12 protein-coding genes and 1 pseudogene are annotated in these 17,213 nt (G+C 70.4%); 8 read left to right on the top strand and 5 right to left on the bottom strand.

The window, feature by feature from the left end; all coding sequences use genetic code 11:
* The first annotated feature begins 232 nt into the window (after nucleotides 1-232).
* The 5 genes from AC1DO7_RS29615 to AC1DO7_RS29635 all read left to right on the top strand — a co-directional run bounded on the left by AC1DO7_RS29615 (nucleotide 233) and on the right by AC1DO7_RS29635 (nucleotide 5,793).
* Nucleotides 233-1,846, top strand: a complete 1,614-nt coding sequence (locus AC1DO7_RS29615; protein WP_441621546.1) for a 3'-5' exonuclease family protein — start codon at nucleotides 233-235, stop codon at nucleotides 1,844-1,846.
* A gap of 21 nt (nucleotides 1,847-1,867) precedes the next feature.
* Nucleotides 1,868-2,104, top strand: coding sequence for a hypothetical protein (locus AC1DO7_RS29620; protein ID WP_477116888.1), 237 nt, complete (start codon nucleotides 1,868-1,870; stop codon nucleotides 2,102-2,104).
* Between the two features lie 265 nt (nucleotides 2,105-2,369).
* Nucleotides 2,370-3,902 (top strand): amidase, encoded by a 1,533-nt coding sequence (locus AC1DO7_RS29625; RefSeq protein WP_441643642.1) that lies wholly within the window; start codon nucleotides 2,370-2,372, stop codon nucleotides 3,900-3,902.
* A gap of 34 nt (nucleotides 3,903-3,936) precedes the next feature.
* Nucleotides 3,937-5,268: an MFS transporter gene (locus tag AC1DO7_RS29630; protein WP_441650454.1), complete on the top strand. Its 1,332-nt coding sequence runs from the start codon at nucleotides 3,937-3,939 to the stop codon at nucleotides 5,266-5,268.
* 81 nt (nucleotides 5,269-5,349) lie between these two features.
* Nucleotides 5,350-5,793 carry a hypothetical protein gene (locus AC1DO7_RS29635; protein WP_441621552.1) on the top strand — a complete coding sequence of 148 codons (444 nt, stop codon included), beginning with the start codon at nucleotides 5,350-5,352 and terminating at the stop codon, nucleotides 5,791-5,793.
* A gap of 153 nt (nucleotides 5,794-5,946) precedes the next feature.
* On the opposite strand, the gene AC1DO7_RS29640 is transcribed toward AC1DO7_RS29635, so the two are convergent.
* Nucleotides 5,947-7,134 (bottom strand): citrate/2-methylcitrate synthase, encoded by a 1,188-nt coding sequence (locus AC1DO7_RS29640; protein WP_477116889.1) that lies wholly within the window; start codon nucleotides 7,132-7,134, stop codon nucleotides 5,947-5,949.
* A gap of 136 nt (nucleotides 7,135-7,270) precedes the next feature.
* Here AC1DO7_RS29640 and AC1DO7_RS29645 point away from each other — a divergent pair, with 136 nt between their 5' ends.
* Nucleotides 7,271-8,722, top strand: coding sequence for a CoA transferase (locus AC1DO7_RS29645; protein ID WP_477116890.1), 1,452 nt, complete (start codon nucleotides 7,271-7,273; stop codon nucleotides 8,720-8,722).
* A gap of 6 nt (nucleotides 8,723-8,728) precedes the next feature.
* Here the strand turns inward: AC1DO7_RS29645 and AC1DO7_RS29650 are convergent, their stop codons facing one another.
* Complete coding sequence (locus tag AC1DO7_RS29650; RefSeq protein ID WP_441621556.1) at nucleotides 8,729-9,724, bottom strand: Bug family tripartite tricarboxylate transporter substrate binding protein; 996 nt, start codon at nucleotides 9,722-9,724, stop codon at nucleotides 8,729-8,731.
* 354 nt (nucleotides 9,725-10,078) lie between these two features.
* Between AC1DO7_RS29650 and AC1DO7_RS29655 the strand changes: the two genes are divergently transcribed.
* Nucleotides 10,079-11,368, top strand: coding sequence for an MASE1 domain-containing protein (locus AC1DO7_RS29655; RefSeq protein WP_441621558.1), 1,290 nt, complete (start codon nucleotides 10,079-10,081; stop codon nucleotides 11,366-11,368).
* A pseudogene (locus tag AC1DO7_RS29660) lies at nucleotides 11,365-12,043 on the top strand (alpha/beta hydrolase); the annotation flags it as partial. The gene AC1DO7_RS29655 and the pseudogene AC1DO7_RS29660, both read left to right, overlap by 4 nt.
* A 434-nt stretch (nucleotides 12,044-12,477) precedes the next feature.
* Here AC1DO7_RS29660 and AC1DO7_RS29665 read toward each other — a convergent pair.
* From AC1DO7_RS29665 to AC1DO7_RS29675, 3 genes are all read right to left on the bottom strand, one after another.
* The gene (locus AC1DO7_RS29665) at nucleotides 12,478-14,742 is read right to left on the bottom strand and encodes a patatin-like phospholipase family protein (protein WP_441650402.1); all 2,265 of its coding nucleotides are present in this window, start codon (nucleotides 14,740-14,742) and stop codon (nucleotides 12,478-12,480) included.
* 396 nt (nucleotides 14,743-15,138) lie between these two features.
* Complete coding sequence (locus AC1DO7_RS29670) at nucleotides 15,139-16,122, bottom strand: pyridoxamine 5'-phosphate oxidase family protein (protein WP_477116891.1); 984 nt, start codon at nucleotides 16,120-16,122, stop codon at nucleotides 15,139-15,141.
* A gap of 106 nt (nucleotides 16,123-16,228) precedes the next feature.
* Nucleotides 16,229-17,197: a Bug family tripartite tricarboxylate transporter substrate binding protein gene (locus AC1DO7_RS29675; RefSeq protein WP_441650398.1), complete on the bottom strand. Its 969-nt coding sequence runs from the start codon at nucleotides 17,195-17,197 to the stop codon at nucleotides 16,229-16,231.
* Between the last annotated feature and the right edge of the window lie 16 nt (nucleotides 17,198-17,213).

A 17,213-nucleotide genomic window follows, 5' to 3' on the forward strand; every position in this document is an offset into this window, starting at 1 on the left:
GTTCACCCCGCAACCCTTGTCCCGTCTGCTTTGCAGCCGCGCTTCGTGTTGCGAGGGAGCGAATATTAAGGCCCGCCCACGGTCCTGGCAAGCCTTTTCTGAAAATTCCTTCGAATCGTTTGTGACGCGCTGATGAACGGGACGCGCATGCGGTCGCCAGCGACTGTCTCGAACCCATCCGGGCCACCACCCGCAGGCTTCCCCACCCATCCCCATCCATTAGAATCCCTGGATGCAAGACCTTGCCTCCCTCGAGCCGCCGTATCAGCCGGACGGCCTGCCCCGTCACCTGGATGCGCAGGCGCTCGCCGCCGCCCTATCCCGTCCGATCGTCTTCGTTGACCTGGAGACGACCGGCGCCGACGCCACCCGCGACCGCATTACCGAGATCGGCGTGGTGGAGGTCGGGCCGGACGGCATCGTCGAGTGGGATACGCTGGTCGAGCCCGGCGTCGGCATCCCGTCCTTTATCCAGCAGCTCACCGGCATCACCGAGGCCATGGTGCACGGCCAGCCGCGCTTCGAATCGCTGGCCGAGGACCTGGCCGAGCGGCTGCAGGGCAAGCTCTTCGTGGCGCACAACGCGCGCTTCGACTACGGTTTCCTGAAGAACGAATTCCGCCGCGCCGGCATTACCTTCCGCGCCGATGTGCTGTGCACGCTGCGCCTTTCCCGCTCGCTGTTCCCTTCGATGACGCGCCACGGACTGGACGCGCTGATCGCCCGCTTCGGACTGGAGCCCAAGGGACGCCACCGCGCACTGGCCGACGCCGAGCTGCTTTGGCAGTTCTGGCAGAAGATCCACGGTCTCTACAGCGTCGACCTGGTCGAGTCCGCCGTCCGGTCGCTGGTCAAGCGGGCAAGCCTGCCCTCCGGCCTCGAGGAAACGGCGCTGGACGACGTGCCGGACAGCCCCGGCGTCTATCTCTTCTACGGCGACCAGGACCTGCCTCTCTATATAGGGAAGAGCATCCACCTGCGCCAGCGCATTGGTGCGCACTTTTCAGGCGACCACAGCGCCGCGCTGGAAATGCGCCTGGCGCGCGCGGTACGGCGTGTCGAATGGCGCGAAACGGGCGACGAGACCGGCGCGCTGCTGCTCGAAGCCCAGCTGATCAAGCGCATGCAGCCGCTGCACAACCGGATGCTGCGCCGGAATGCCGCGCTGTACGCCTGGGAATTGCCGCCCGGCCTGAGCGCGCCGCTGCTGCGCTCGGACCGCGACACGGATTTCGCCCGCCATCCCAACCTCTATGGTGCCTTCGCCAGCCGTGCCGGCGCCGAAGCGCATCTGACGGAACTGGCGCAGGCCCACCAGCTCTGCCTGGCGGCGCTGACGCTGGAAAAGCCGGCGCGGCGCGGCCTGCCTTGCTTCGCCCGCCAGCTCCACCGCTGCCAGGGCGCCTGCACGGGCGACGAGTCGCTGGCGGCCCATCGCGAGCGGATGGTCGCCGCGCTGGCGGACCAGGCAGTCCGGCCCTGGCCGTTCCCCGGCGCCGTGGCATGGCGCGAGCGGGAAGGCGCCAAGGCCTGGTGGCATATCCTGGAGAACTGGTGCTACCTCGGCTCGGTGGCCTCGCTCGACGACGCCCCTGCGCTGCTCGCGGACCCGGCACGCTTCGACCTGGACACCTATCAAATCCTGGCGCCGAGGCTGGCGGACCTGCTGGCCAATGCCGTGCCGCTGGAGGCGACCCGGCAATTTGCCCTGGAAGCGCTAGCGGCACCGGCGCGCCATGCCGCCAGGCGCGAAGCCGTGTCACCTGCCGGCACGCGCCCGCGCAAGCGCGCCAGCCCGGATCAGCAAACCCTGTCTTTCCCCGATCACCAGGCAGATAGACAGTAAGCCCACACAGCGGAGCATGCGATGGCCAACCAATGCGATTGCCTGACCCTGGGCATCGATATCGACCAGCCGGCGGCGACGGTCGCCGCTTTCCTCGCAGTGCCCGAGAACTATCCGCGCTGGGCCAGCGGCCTGGGCGAACTGTCACAACGCTCGGACGGGAGCTGGCAGACCCTGACACCCGAGGGTCCGATGCAAGTCCGCTTCACCCCCGCCAATCCCTACGGCATCGCCGACCACTACGTGCAGCCGCAATAGCCAGCCCGCGTCGCCGGGAAACGGTATACAAAAAAGCCTCCCTCCAGGCCCCGTCGCGGGGCACGAAAGGCGCCATCCGCCTGGCTTAAACCCCGATTTTGTGCCAAAACCTGTTGCATTGCACCAGGAAGTGACGCATATCGTCTCATCCAATATTCGTCTTGCACTCTGCAATTTTGTGAATATAGTATACCGATTTTCGCGGTGATCTTGCGCGCCCAGCAGCGCGCGCCGGCCGCCTCGAGCCCACAAGACGGAGCCCAGCGTGACCCGGCAAGATATTGCGAGCACCGATCCCAGCCAGGCAGACGCCTGCTTTCTGCCAGTCTGGAAGGCAGCCGAACTCCTGGCCCAGGGCCACGCCAGCGCACAAGACCTGGTCGACTGGTGCGAAGCTGCCTACACCGCATCGCACGCCAGCATCAACGCCATCGTCGTGTCGGATTTCTCCGCCGCCCGCGCCTCGGCCCGGGCCAGCGACCGGCGCCGCGCCGAGGGCCGGCCGCTTGGCGCGCTGGATGGCATCCCGTTCACCATCAAGGAATCCTTCGACGTGTCCGGCTGGCCGACCACCTGCGGCAGCCCGGCGCAACGGCACAACATTGCCGCCGGCGACGCCGCCGTGGTCGAGCGCCTGCGCGCAGCCGGCGCGGTGCTGCTCGGCAAGACCAATGTGCCGCTAGGCCTGCGTGACTGGCAGAGCTACAACGCCGTCTACGGCACCACGCGCAACCCGCACGACCCCGGCCGCACCCCGGGCGGCTCATCGGGGGGCAGCGCCGCCGCGGTGTGCGCCGGCATGAGCTTCTTCGACATCGGTTCCGACATCGGCTCCTCCTTGCGCAATCCGGCCCACTACTGCGGCGTSTTCTCGCACAAGAGCAGCCATGGCCTGATCCCCCTGCGTGGCCACGGCATCGGCCGCACCTACGGGGAGCAAGACATCAACGTGGCCGGCCCGCTGGCGCGCAGCGCGCGCGACCTGGAGCTGCTGCTGCAGGCCCTGGCCGGCCCGGACGGCGGCGAGGCACTGGCCTACCGTCTTTCGCTGCCGCCCTGCGGGCAGGCCGCGCTGGCCGATTTCCGCGTCGCCGTGCTGCCCAGCCACCCGCAGTGCGAGGTCGACGCCGAAGTCAGCGACGAGATCGAGAACCTGGGCCGCTGGCTGGCGGGCCAGGGCGCCCGGGTAACGTGGAACGCGCGGCCGGACTTCGATGCCGCCGCCCTCTGGCACACCTATGTACTGATGCTGCGCGCCACTACCTCGGTGCATATGGACGATGCCAGCTTCGATGCCGCGCTGTCCCGCGCCGCTGCCGCCGCCGCGGTGGCACCGGACGACCACGACTACGCCACCCTGCAGTTCACCGGCGCCGGCATCCGCCACCGCCAGTGGCTGCAGCTGCAGCAGGCGCGCGCCGCCTTCGCGCAAGCCTGGCAACGCTTCTTCGACGATTTCGACGTGCTGCTGTGCCCGGCCGCCGCCACCACCGCCTTCGTGCTGGATGAGAGCGGCGAGCCCTGGGAGCGCACGCTCCAGGTCAACGGGCGGGCGCTCCCGCTCACCAGCCAGCTGTTCTGGGCCGGCCATTCCGGCCTGTGCGGCCTGCCCTCGACCGTGGCCCCGATCGGCCCGGGCCGCAGTGGCCTTCCGGTCGGCGTGCAGATCGTCGCCGGGCGCTTCGCCGACCTGACCTCCCTGCGTTTCGCCCAGCTGCTCGAGGCAGCGGGCCTCGGCTTCCGGCCGCCGCCGGTTCATTCCAACACGGTGCAACGCGCCCCGGCGCAACAAGACTGACAGGGCACCGCCCCCATCCACAAAAGGAGCGAACATGCTGGACTGGTTCAGGGATCTATCGAAAATGGAGCGCAAGGGTTTCTACGGCGCGTTCCTTGGCCATGCAGTCGACGTGTTCGACTTCATAATCTACTCCTTCCTGATTTCGACGCTGCTGACGCAATGGGGCATGAGCAAGTCGGCCGCGGGCGCCATCGTCACCTGGACGCTGGTGTCGTCGCTGGTGGGCGCCATCGGCGCGGGCATCCTGGCCGACCGCTACGGCCGCGTGCGTGTGTTGCGCTGGACCATCGTGGTGTTCGCCTTCGCCTGCTTCCTGTGCGGGCTGGCCAACACGCCCGGACAGCTGCTGGCCTTCCGCATGCTGCAGGGCCTGGGCTTCGGCGGCGAGTCGTCCCTGTGCATGGTGCTGGTGACGGAGATGATCCGCAACCCGGCGCATCGCGGCAAGTACTCGGGCTTCACGGCCAGCAGCTATTCGTTCGGCTGGGGCGCGGCGGCCATCGCCTACGCCATCACCTTCAGCCTCTTCCCGGCGGAGACTGCCTGGCGCATCTGCTTCTTCATGGGCATCCTGCCGGCGCTGGTGGTGGTCTACCTGCGCCGCAACCTCGAAGAGCCGGAAATCTTCCTCAAGAGCCGGGCCGCGCGCGCGGCAGGCGGCGCCCCTTCGGCGTGGCAGCAGCTCGCGCGGCTGGGCCGCCGCCCGTTGCTGGGCAAGACCGTCCTGTGCAGCCTGCTGTCGGGCGGCATGCTGGGCGCCTACTATGCGATCGCCACCTGGCTGCCGACCTTCCTCAAGACCGAGCGCGGGCTATCGGTGTTCGGCACCAGCTCCTACCTGGCCATGACTATCTTCGGCTCGCTGGTGGGCTACGTGGCCGGCGCCTATGCCACCGACCGCTGGGGCCGCCGCCTGACCTATATCGCCTTTGCCGCAGGCGCCTTCGTCATGGCCCTGGTCTATATGGTGATCCCGGTCTCGAACATCTCGATGCTGTTCCTCGGCTTCCCGCTCGGCGTGCTGATGCAGGGCGTGTTCGCCGGCATCGGGGCCACCATTTCCGAGTCGTACCCCAACGACATCCGCGCCACCGGTTACGGCGTCTCGTACAACGTCGGCCGCGTGATCGGCTCGCTGTTCCCGCTCTCGGTGGGCTGGCTGAGCACCGGGCGCACCTCGCTGCCGCTGGCCATCGCCATCGTCGCAGGGGTAGGCTACGCCATGGTGATGGGCGCCGCGCTGCTGCTGCCGGAAACCAGCGGCATCGACCTGGGCCAGGCCGGTGGCGACGACGGCGCGCACGAGCCGCCCGCCGAACCGGACAAGGCCGTGCTGGTGCCGACTGTGGGCAAACCCGCATAAGCAATGCGCGGGCGCTTGCAGGCGGGCCACGCGCTGCGCTAGTCTGCGCAGAGGGGGCCCGCCTTCCCCCTTGGAGCCACCATGCCCGCCGACTGCCGCGCCGTTGCCCCTTCTCCCGCATCTTCCCGCTTCCTGACGACACTACTTGTCGCGCTCGCGCTGGGCGCCTGCGCCGGCATCGAGCAATCGGCCATGCAGCGCGTGCTGGATTCCTGGCAGTCCGCGCCGATCGAACAGGCCAAGGCGCAGTGGGGTCCCCCGCAATCCGTGCAATCGGTGCCCGGCGGCACGGCCTACCTGTGGACCGAGGAAGTGCCACCGGCGCGCGCGCCGGGCAGCGGTCCGCGCGACGCGCGCGCACCCACCTCGCCCGAACCCGTACTGGTGCCCGGCCAGTGCCAGCGCCGCCTGATCGCCGGCCCGACCGGGCTGGTGATCTCTGGCGACTGGTCCGGCAACGCATGCTGCATCACCACCGTCCTTGGCCGCTGCTCCGGCCTCGCCAGGAAGGCCACCGGCACCTGAGCAGGCACGGCGCGCGCGCCGCGGCCACGAGGCACCATCTTCGCCCTGCGGGAGAACACCTGTGCGCAGGGTGACCCTCGGACTGACGCAAGCCGGGCTGACCGGACCGTGGTTTTCCGCAGCCGCGGCATGGCGGCCGCGGGACGCGCTGCGCTAGCCCTGGCCCGGGCGCGGTCCGATGTACGCCGCGCGCGGCCGGATCAGGGCATCGTCGGCGCGCTGCTCCAACCCATGCGCGATCCAGCCGATCGAGCGGCCCAGCGCGAACAGGCCGAAGGCCGCCCCGGGCGGCAACCGCAGGTGTCGGCGCAGGGCCACCAGCGCGAAATCCACCGAGGGCCGCTGCCCGGTCAGGTCGAATGCCACGTCGATGATCTCCTGCCAGCCGGAGTGATGTGCCAGCACCGGCGCCAGCAGGCAGATGGCACGCACATCGCCGGCCGGGTAGAGATGATGCCCGAAGCCTGGCAGGTCTTCGCCGCGCGCCAGTCGCTCGCGCAGCCGCGCGGCCGGGTGCGCGCCGGCCAGCTGGTCCCACATTGCCTCCACGCGCGCGGTGGCGCCGCCGTGCCGGCCACCGGTCAGCGCGGCAAGCCCGCCCACCACCGATGCCCGCAGGCTGGCCCCGGTCGAGGCGACACAACGCGCGGTAAAGCTCGATGCATTCAGCTCATGGTCCGCGCACAGCACCAGCGCCATGCGGATCAGGTCCGCGCCCGCCCCGTCCACGCCCCAGGCGCCGGCGCACTGCCGGTGGATCGGCGTGCTGGCGGGCGCCGTGCCCAGCAGGCAGGCGGCCAGCAGGCGCACCAGCGCGCCGCAGCCCTCGGCGAGCCGCGCCGGCGACTGTTGCCACTGCGCGGTGGCGTCGTCGCCGCTGGCGGCAGTGAACAGCGGCAGCAGGGCCTCCTCGCTGCGGCGCCCGGCAAAGGCGGCCTGCAGCGCGGCCAGGTGCGCGGGCGCGGCCGGCGGCTCGGTGCCGAAGGCGGTCTGTTCCCCGCACTGCCACAGCAGCGCAGCCAGCGATTCCACCGTACCGGAGGCCGCCAGCGCGACGGCATCGGAGCCGCGGTAATAGAGCCGCCCGTCTTCGATCAGCGTGATGCCCGACTCCAGCACCGGCAACCCCCAGCTCAGCGCGGCCTTGGCCACCTCGCGCGGCTTGCGCCCGCGCGTGCGCTGGCCGGCGAGCAGTTCCACGTCGGCCGCCAGGTAGCGGCTTTCGCGCGGTGTCTCGCCATCGTGGGCGTGCAGCAGGCCGCGGCTGACATAGGCGTAGAGGGTCTGGCGGGAAACGCCCAGCCGGGCGGCCGCTTCGGCCGAGGTGAGGTAGCGGGACATGGCGACGGGGAGACTAGCCTGGGCTTGGGCCTGAGAAGCAATAACTTGATTAAGGTAATCAATATTGACTATTAAAACAAGCGGCCTATCCTGCAAGGCACCTGGCCGCCAGCCCGCCCCTTCGTCGATCCAGTTCGTGGATCCAATCACAGTGACCTCCGCCATGTCCTATCGCGCACATGCCGCGCCCRCCGCGGCTACCCCTGACATCCCCGACAGCCCGGCCGCCGCCAGCTTCCTGCGCGACATCTGGGCCAGCGTGCACGGCGACCCCGCTTGGCTGGAACGCCTGGCCTGGACCGGGAGCGGCAGCCTGCCGTCGGTCTTCCCGGTCACCGAGCTGGCGGCCGCCAGCGCCGGTGCCGCGGGTCTCGCCGTCGCGGAACTCATCCACGCGGCCGGCGGACACGCGTCGCGGGCGAGCGTGGACCGCCGGCTGGCATCCTTCTGGTTCGGCACCTCGCTGCGCCCGCAGGGCTGGGCGCTGCCGCCGCAATGGGATGCCGTGGCCGGCGACTACCGCGCGGCGGACGGCTGGATCCGCCTGCACACCAATGCGCCGCATCACCGCGCGGCGGCGCTCGCGGTGCTCGGCGTGCCGGCCGACAAGGCGGCGGTGGCGAAGGCCGTGGCCGCATGGCAGGCCGACGCGCTGGAAAACGCCGTGGTGGACAAGGGCGGCTGCGCCGCGGCCATGCGCCCGGCGGCGCAATGGGCCGCGCACCCGCAGGGGCAGGCAGTCAGCCACGAGCCCCTGCTGCACTGGCGAGCCTTCGATGGCAGCCCCGCGCCGCGGCACGGCTTCACCCCCGAGCGCCCGCTTCGGGGCATCCGCGTGCTGGACCTGACACGGATCCTGGCCGGCCCGGTCGCCACCCGCTTCCTGGCCGGCTTCGGCGCCGATGTGCTGCGCATCGACCCGCCTGGCTGGGAAGAGCCCGGCGTGGTGCCCGAAGTGGTGCTCGGCAAGCGCTGCGCCCGCCTGGACCTCAAGCGCCACGAAGACCTGCAGATACTGGAGCGCCTGCTGGGCCAGGCCGACGTGATGGTGCATGGCTACCGCGCCGATGCGCTGGCACGGCTGGGGCTGGACGCGCAGCGGCGCCGCCAGCTCAACCCTGGCCTGATCGATGTCTCGCTCGATGCTTACGGATGGAGCGGCCCGTGGCAGGGCCGGCGCGGCTTCGACAGCCTGGTGCAGATGAGCAGCGGCATCGCCGAGGCGGGCATGCGCCTGCGCGGACTGGACCGCCCAGGGCCACTGCCGGTGCAGGCAATCGACCATGCCACCGGCTATCTGCTGGCGACCGCGGCCATCCGCGGCTTGTCGCGGCGCCTGGCGAGCGGCGCCGGCAGCGAGGTCCGGGCCTCGCTGGCGCGCACCGCGCAACTGCTGCTCGATGGCGCAGGGCTGGCGCGCGGCTCCGCCCCGCTGGCCCCGGAACAGGCCGCGGACCTGGCCGAAACGGTGGAAGCCACGGCCTGGGGCGCGGCGCGGCGGATCAGGCCGCCAGTGATGGTGGATGGCGCGCCGATGCAGTGGGACCGCCCGGCGGGCGGCCTTGGCACTGCCGCGCCCGGATGGTGAAGCCGTTCAGTCGATCTTCGCGCCCGAGGCCTTGACCGCCTGCCCCCAGCGCTTCTGCTCGGCGGCAATGGTCTGGCCGAAGGCCTCCGGTCCCTGCCAGGCCGGCTCCGCGCCTTGCTGCTCGAGCTTGGCGCGGGTGTCGGCGTCGGCCAGCACGGACTGCAGCGCGCCGGAGAGCCGGGCCACCACGTCGCTGGGCGTGCCGGCCGGCGCCAGCATGCCGTAGAAGCCGACCACCTCGAAGTTCTTCAGGCCGGCTTCTTCCATCGTCGGCACGTCCGGCAAGGCGGGCGAGCGGTGCTTCGAGGTCACCGCCATCGCGCGCACCTTGCCGGCCTTGATGTACTGGGTAAACAGCGGGATCGAGTCCGCCATCATCTGCGCCTGCCCGCCCATCACGTCGGTGAGCGCCGGCGCGCTGCCCTTGTACGGGATATGGACGATAAAGGTGCCGGACGCCTGCTTGAACATCTCCGGCATCAGGTGGGAAATGCCGCCGTTGCCGCCCGAGGCGAAGTTCAGCTTGCCGGGGTTGGCGCGCGCGTACGCGATGAATTCCTTCAGGTTGCGCGCCGGCACATTGTTGTTGACCACCATCACCAGCGGGATCAGCGCGGTGCGCGCCACCGGCGCGAAATCCCTCGGCATGGCGTAGGGCAGCTTGGGATAGAGCGAGCCGTTGATCGCCATCTGGCCGGTATTGGCCAGCAGCAGCGTATAGCCGTCCGGCGCCGCCTTGGCCACCGCGTCGGAGCCGATGTTGCCAGCCGCGCCCGCCTTGTAGTCCAGCACCACCGACTGGCCCAGGATGGGCTGCAGCTTCTCGGCGAGGATGCGGGCATGGGTGTCGACCGGGCCGCCGGGCGGGAAGCCCACCACCAGCCGGATCGGCTTTTCGGGCCAGGCGGCCGCGGCGGGCGCGGCCATGGCCAGCGGCACGGCGGCGCACGCCAGCAGCGCCGGCAGGGACAGCAAGCGGGTCTTGCACGCGAACTTCGTCATCTTGTCGTTTCTCCTCGTTTATATTTCGGCCTCGATCTGCCAGCCTGTGACTGCGCCGGCTTGCCGGCCTGGGGCACGGCTGCCCGCGCCGGCTGGCCGGCAGGCGGCCCGGCCCTGCCGGGTGCCCGCATCCGCCAATGTGACGATTTTATGACATCCGGCCATGCAAGAACGACCCTTGCGGACTTATGATGCGCGTGACCGGACAAGCCGCCACGTCAGCCGCGCGCCTGCCTGGCGCGTTCAGATAACGGCAGGCCGCCGCGCAACGCACAGCGCCGCCCGCCCTGCCGCCACGCCCGGCGGCGGGCCGGCCCCGTATCGGTGCCAGGGCCCAAGCCAAGGAAAGCCAACGTGAAACCAAGCAACCGCGCCGTCATCCTCTTTTTGTGGGCGGCCCTCTACTTCTGCTCGGGCTATGTCTCGCACAAGCTCAACGGGCCGTTCTACGCCACCGGCTATATCTGGCTGCCGGCCGGCGTGACCATGGCTGCCTTCATGCTCAGGCCGATGCAGCGCTGGCTGCCGGTGGCGCTGGCCTTCTTTGCCGCGCAGTTGCTGCTGGGCTGGGTGGAGGGCCGCGACACCCTGCGCCTGATCCTGTTCTCGCTCAACGAGATCGGCTTTGCCGCGGTGGGCGTGGCGCTGGTGCGGCGCGCGCAGTTCTCGCTCGAAGGGCTGGTCTTCGTGCGCGCGCTGCTGATCGCCGGGGTGGTCAGCAGCGCGGCCAGCGCGGCGGTGGGCGCGGCCTGGTTCACGCTGATGCAGGACGTGCCGTTCTGGCGCACCTGGCGCGTGTGGGGCGCGGCCGACCTGGTCGGCGTGCTGATCGTGCTGCCCGTGCTGGCGGGCTGGTCGCGCTTTCGCGCGATGCGCTCGGGCGGCATGAGCCGCGCCGACTTCCTGTTCGGCCTGGGCGCCTTCGCGGCGCTGCTGCTGACCGCCTACTTCATTTTCGATCAACGCATCCTGTTGCCGGTGCAAAGCGGCGTGGCCTTCGCGCTGACCTATATCCCGCTGTTCCTGGCCGCCGTGGTGACGCTGCTGTGGGGCGGCCGGGGCGGCTCGGTGGCGGTGGCCATCCTGACGCTGTTCGTGCTCTACAACACCAGCCAGGGTGGCGGCCCGTTCGCCGAGCGCTCGCTCAACCATGGCCGCTCCCTGCTCGAGGCACAGCTCTACCTGGCAGTGGCGGCCATGCTGACGCTGCTGATCAGCACGCTGCGCACCAGCCGCGAGCAATTGCTGGCGCAGTCGGCGCGCAGCCAGAACGACGTCAAGCTGGCGCTGGCAGCCAGCGAGCAGCTGGTCTATTGCCTGGACCCGCACAGCGGCACGCTGCGCTGGAGCGGCGACCTGGAGCGCGTGCTGGGCGTCAGCGACGACGCCTTCGCCAGGCTCGACGACGTGCTGGCCCACGTGCATGACGAGGACCGCGCCCGGGTGCGCGGCCGCTGGCTGCGCGAAAGCGACGGCGAGAACCGCACCGACATGCTGTTCCGCCTGATGCTGCCGCCCGGACGCAGCACCATGGTGCTCGACATGAGCGGGCCTCTGCTCGACGGCGACGAATCGGTCGCGGTGATCGCCGGCGCCTGGCGCCTGCAGGCCGCCGAGATCTTCGAGGAGCGTGACGCAGCATGACGGCATCCAAGGGCAGCGGCATCGGTGCCCTGCTCATCCACGGCCTCGGCGGCACGCAGTTCGACCTGGGGCCGATGCACAAGGCGCTGCGCGCCCCGCTACGAGACCTTCCACGTCCTGGGCATGTGCATGGGCGCGCTGCTGGCGCTGGCCGTGTGCGAGCTCCGCCAGCACCGCAAAGGCCGCCTGGTGGCGCTCGCCGCGCCGGTCTATATCGACGGCTGGTCCACGCCCTGGTACCGGGCGCTGCGCCACCTGGTCTATCGCATCCCGATGCTGCCCGCGCGCATGCGCGTGGACGAGGACGAGCCCTTCGGCATCAAGAACGACCTGGTACGCGCCATCGTCAAGGCCAAGTTCGAGCGCGGCGACAACTTCCACTATCGCTGGGTGCCGCTGGCCTGCATCCGGCAGGTGGATCGCCTGCGCGGCTGGGTGCTGCGCGGCGCCCGCCGCATCGTCTGCCCCACGCTGGTGGTGCACTCCCGCGAGGATGAGCTGACCAGCGTGCGCTCGGCGGACTTCCTCGAAGCCGTGGTGCCGGACGTGCGCAAGGTGGTGGTGGAGAACAGCTATCACATGATCTGCGTGGACAACGACCGCGAGCAGGTGGTCGCCAGCGTGCTGGAATTCCTCGGCTTCGACCCCGAGAGCGCGCGCCGCCGCGCGCGTGCCACGGTGGAAGTGCCGATGACCGGGGAGGCCGTGGCCACGGTGGTCAGCGAATACCTGCAGGCGCTCACCAGCGGCCATTTCGAGGCGCTGTTCCCGTTGCTCGAGCCCGGCGTGCGCTGGCGCCATCATGGCGACCATCCGCTGGCCGGCAGCTACGATGACCGCGACGCGGTGATCGGCATGTTCGGCCGGCTCGATGAACTCGCCGGCAAGACCGTGCGCATCGCCATCACCGCGCCGCCGCGCATCGAAGGCTCCAGCGCCGAGATCGACCTGGAGGCCTTCTCGGTGATGGGCGGCGAGCAGCATCATGGCCGCGGCACGCAGACCCTACGCATGCGCAACGGCCGCATCTCGGCAGTGACCTTCCGCCCCGCCGGCGCGGACGCGGCTGGCGCGGCCCTGCCCGCGCCAGCCGGACTGGACAGCCCGGACTAGAACACGCGGCCCAGCTGCAGATAGAGGTTCCAGACCCCTTGCGGGGCCGCGGCGAAACCGAAGTACAGCGGCCCGATCACGCTGTTGCCGCCGATGAACAGGCTCGCACTGGTCTTGTACGGCCCGGTGCCGAAGTTCCTGCGCCGCAGCCACACATCGCCCGCTTCCAGGCTGGCGCCCACCACGGTGGTGCGCAGCCCCGGCAGGATGAACTCGCGCAGGTCGTTGAGGTAGGTCACGCGGCCATAGAGCAGGTAATTGCCGGAGAACTGGTCCTGCGCGTAGGCCGAAAGATGCTGGAAGCCGCCCAGCGTAAAGCCCAGCCCGCCGCTGACGCTGCTGTCGCTGCGGTGGTCGCCGTAGGTGGTGGCCGCCTCGGCGGCCAGGTTCAGCGTGTGGCGGCCGTAGCTGGTGGCCCACAGCGCCTTGGCATGCGCATCGTTGAAGCGGTTGTCGCTGCCGCCGAACGCCAGCTCGTTGGTCGCCAGCAGGTAGTAGCCGGTGCGCGGGAAGAGCGGATCGTCGAGCTGGTCGATGGTGAGCTGGGAGCGCACCGTGGGCTGGCGCACGCGCGCATGCGGGAACAGCCGGCCGGTGCCGATCGGCAGGTTATAGGCCGCCGAATAGTTGACCTGCTGGTAGTTCACGCCCGTGCGGAACTCGCCCAGCCGGCCCAGCGGCACGCCGAGGTCCAGGCCCGCCACGGCCGTATCGATCTGGTAGGCGGTGAGCGGATCGGTATTGCGGTTGGGCGCGGTGTCGGCGTAGAGGTCTACGCGCTTGCGCCCATACTCCGCGTATGGCGCCACGTAGAAGCCCAGGCGGTCGAACACCGGCTGGCGCAGCTCGGTATGCCACTTGCCCTGGGTGCTGCCGAGCACGATGTCGTTGCGCCATTCGAGCCCGCCGGGCGTGATCCACGGATAGCGGTGCCCCAGGTTCAGGTTGAAGCCGCCCTTGCCGTTGAAGGTGGTGGATACGCCGAAGCCGAACAGCAGGAACTGCGGCCCCCAGGATTTCTGCTGGGCCTCCACCTTCAGCACATTGCGGCCGTCCTCCCTCACCAGTTCCTGCGTCACGCTTTCGAAATCGCCGGAAGTGGACAGCTGCGCCATCTCGCGGTTGAGTTCCACGGCATTGTAGGTGTCGCCCTCGTGGACGCCCAGGTACTTGCGCACGAAGCTGGCGGGGACGCGGCCCGCGGACTGGATCTGGATGGCATCGATGCGCAGCGGGCCGGCCACCGCCTGGCCACCCTTGCGCGCGGCCAGGTAGGTCTGCCAGGCGCCGTCGGGCAACGCCAGCGCCGCGAGCGCCGGGGCCGCCGCCTGCACCGCCGCCGCGCCACCCTGGATGCCGTCGTTGGCGCGCGAGAAATCGGTAAAGGAGAGATCGCCCAGCTGCGGCTCGATCAGCACGTCGCCCGGCCTGAGCCGGGCCTTCTGCGCGTCCACGTTCTGGTTGGTCAGGATGGTGACCATCTGCTGCGTGACCGCCGCCGGCGAATCCAGGTTGGCGGGGTCGTCCAGCTGCGAGCCGATATTGACCGCGATGACCACGTCGGCGCCCATGTCGCGCGCCAGCTGCACCGGCAGGTTGCTGACCAGCCCCCCGTCGACCAGCACCCGGCCGTTCACCTTGATCGGCGCGAACAGGCCCGGCACGGCCACGCTGGCGCGGATCGCGCGCGGCAGCGAGCCGTGCTCCAGGATCACCGGCTTGCCGGTGCCCAGATCCGTGGCGATGGTGCGGAACGGCGTGGGCAGCTTGTCGAACGAGGCGTCGGCCGGCAACTGCGCGGTCCAGTTCTGCAGCAGCGCCAGCAGCCGGTTGCCCTGCACCAGCCCGGTGGGCAGCTTGATCTTGCCGTCGCCGTAGCCGGCCGAAATGCCGATCGGGTATTGCAGGTCGTCCTCGCGCTGCGCCTGCGGCAGCTCGGCGCGCTCGTTGCGGTCGAAGGCGATATCGCTGAGGTTGATATGCGACAGGCGCGCCTCCAGCTCGCTGGCCGACAGCCCGCTGGCGTACAGCCCGCCCACCACCGCGCCCATGCTGGTGGCGGCCAGGCAGTCGATCGGCACGTGCATCTGCTCGAGCGCCCGGATCACGCCGATATGCGCATAGCCGCGCGCGCCGCCGCCGGACAGGACCAGGCAGACGCGCGGGCGCCCGGCCGGAGCACCATTTCGCGCGGCAGCGACTGCGGCAACCGCGGCGGGCTCGGCCGCCAGCGCGGGACGCGGCGCGGCGCCCAGGGTCATTGCCAGTGCGAGCAGCAGTGCGGGATAACCGTGTACCGGCGCCAACAGGCGGCCGGCCACGCTTGAAAGCAAGCGGAACATGGAAAAAGCGGGACAGAACGGGACGGAACGGCGAACAGGCGGCGCGAAACGCAGCCGACAGCGCAACCCGCGCCGCAACGGCGGGGAAAGAGCGTCACGATAGGGCAATTGCCCCGGCTTGAACAGCGGCGCTTGCACTGATGAGGCGGGGCCGGCAGGGCGCCGGACCGCCCCGTGCCGGCCCCGCCGCCCGCCCGGCGGGCCGTTGCGCGGGATGACCGGCCGGCTGCCGGGCAAGGCGCGGCGCGGCCGGCCATGCCCGGACCGGGGTGTAAACGTATGCTGAATACAACAAAGGGCGCGCGCCCATCCTGCTCAATGCCCCCCGGCGTCCTCCCAGCTGCCGGTTTCCTCCAGCACCGGCGACATGGCTTCGAGCCGCCAGCGCAGCGGCAGGATCCCCGGGCGCCACACCACGCGCTCCACCAGCAGGCGCACCAGGCGCTCGGCGCCTGTGAAGCGCGCCACCTCCGGCCCGTCCCAGACGACTTCCGCCCGCCCGCTCAGGTGCAGCATGCCGCCCTTCTCAAAATCGGGCACCAGCAGCCCGGCGCGCGGGTTGGCCACCAGGTTGCCGATGGTGTTGAAGTAATAGTTGCCGTTGAAGTCGGGAAAGGTCAGCGTGCGGGCATCGTCCACCCGCACGAAGCCSGGCTTGCCGCCCCGGTGCGASACGTCCGCCCCGCCGCTGCGAGCGGACGCCGCGTCGCGGTGGTGGGTGGCGATGAAGATGGTGTCGGCGGCGCGCAGCGCCTGCACCGCGGCAGCGTCCAGGGTGTCGGCATGGAGCGCGGGGGCGGCCGCCGCCATGTCTTGCGCGGCGGCCTCGCGCCACTCGCGCAGCTGGATATAGCGCGGGCAGTTGCCATAGCTCTGCACCACCGCCACCGTGAGCCCGGCGTCGTCCGCCGCCGCCACGGTGCCGYTGATGCGCACGCGGCGCAGCGAGTGCAGTTCGATGCCGAGCACGCCCACATCCGCTCCGGCATGCAGCGCCGGCGCCAGCGGATCGTCCGCCGGCAGGCGCACGCCGATGCGCAGCAGGCCGGGTTCAGGCGACTGCATGAAGCCGGGTACGCCGGCCAGCATGGTGGCCCAGGGCATGCCGGCATCGTCCACGGCGCCGAGCAGCACGAAAGGCAGGCGCGCGAAGTGGGCGCGATGCGCCTCGGACAGCACCGGGCGTATCGCCTGCCGGCCGGCAGCTTCCATCTGCCCACGCTTGCCGGCGCGCTGCTGGGCCGCGTGCTCTCCGGCATGAAACGGCGATTCGGCGTGCGGCCACGATTGAAAGTTCAACGCTTGCTCCCTGCTGCCCGGGCCTGCCTGCGGCAGCAGGCATCTTGCCCTCCTCGGCCCGGGCGCTATAACTATAGGCCGGCAGGCGGCCGGCGCCGCCCGCATCCTACTCCAGCACGATGCCCGCCGACCTGATCACCGCCCCCCACTTGCCCACCTCGGCGTCGATGAAGCTGGCGAAGGCCGCGCCGTTGCCGGCCTCGGGCTGCAGGCCCAGCCCGATCAGCTTGCTGCGCATCTGCGCATCGGCCAGCACGGCATTGGCGTCGCGGTTGAGTTGCTGCACGATGGCCGGCGGCGTGCCCGCGGGCGCCATCAGCCCGAACCAGCCGTAGCCCACCACGCCCGCAAAGCCCTGCTCGCCGAAGGTGGGCGCCTGCGGATAGACCGGCGTGCGCTGCTCGGAGGCGACCGCGATCACGCGCAGCTTGCCGGCCTTGATGAAGGGCAAGGCGGTGGTGATGGCGGTCAGCGTGGCATCGACGCGGCCCGCCAGCAGTTCGGTATAGGCGGTGGCGTCGCCACGGTAGTGCACGTTCAGGCCCTTGAATTTCCCCTGCGCGGCGAACAGCTCCGCGGTCAGGTGCGGCCCCGAGCCCACACCGGGCGAGGCAAAGGTCACGCCTTCCTTCCTGGCGCGCGCCATGCGCACGAAGTCCGCCACCGACTGCACGGGCGAGTCCGCCTTGACGATCAGGAACACCGGCCCCAGCACGCGCGGCCCCACCGCCACGAAGTCCTTGTGGATGTCGTAATGCTGCGAGAGTCCGGCGGCCGTGTTGATGGCGAACGGCGCCGCCGCCCACAGCAGCGTGTAGCCGTCGGGCGCGGCACGCGCGAGCTGTTCGTTCGCCACCCGCGTGCCGGCCCCCGGCTTGTTCTCCACCACGAACTGCTGCTTGTACTTCTGGCTCAGCCCTTCGCTGAGCAGGCGCGCGGAGGTGTCGTTGGAGCCGCCCGGGCCGTAGGGCGAAATCACGCGCACCGGGCGCGACGGGTACTCCTCGGCATGCGCTGGCGCGAGCATGGAAAGGGCCGCGCACAGCACGGCGGCATGGCGTGCGGCACGCCGCATGCGCGCGGCGAAACAG

The organism is Cupriavidus sp. 05N40 (genome assembly GCF_056397305.1).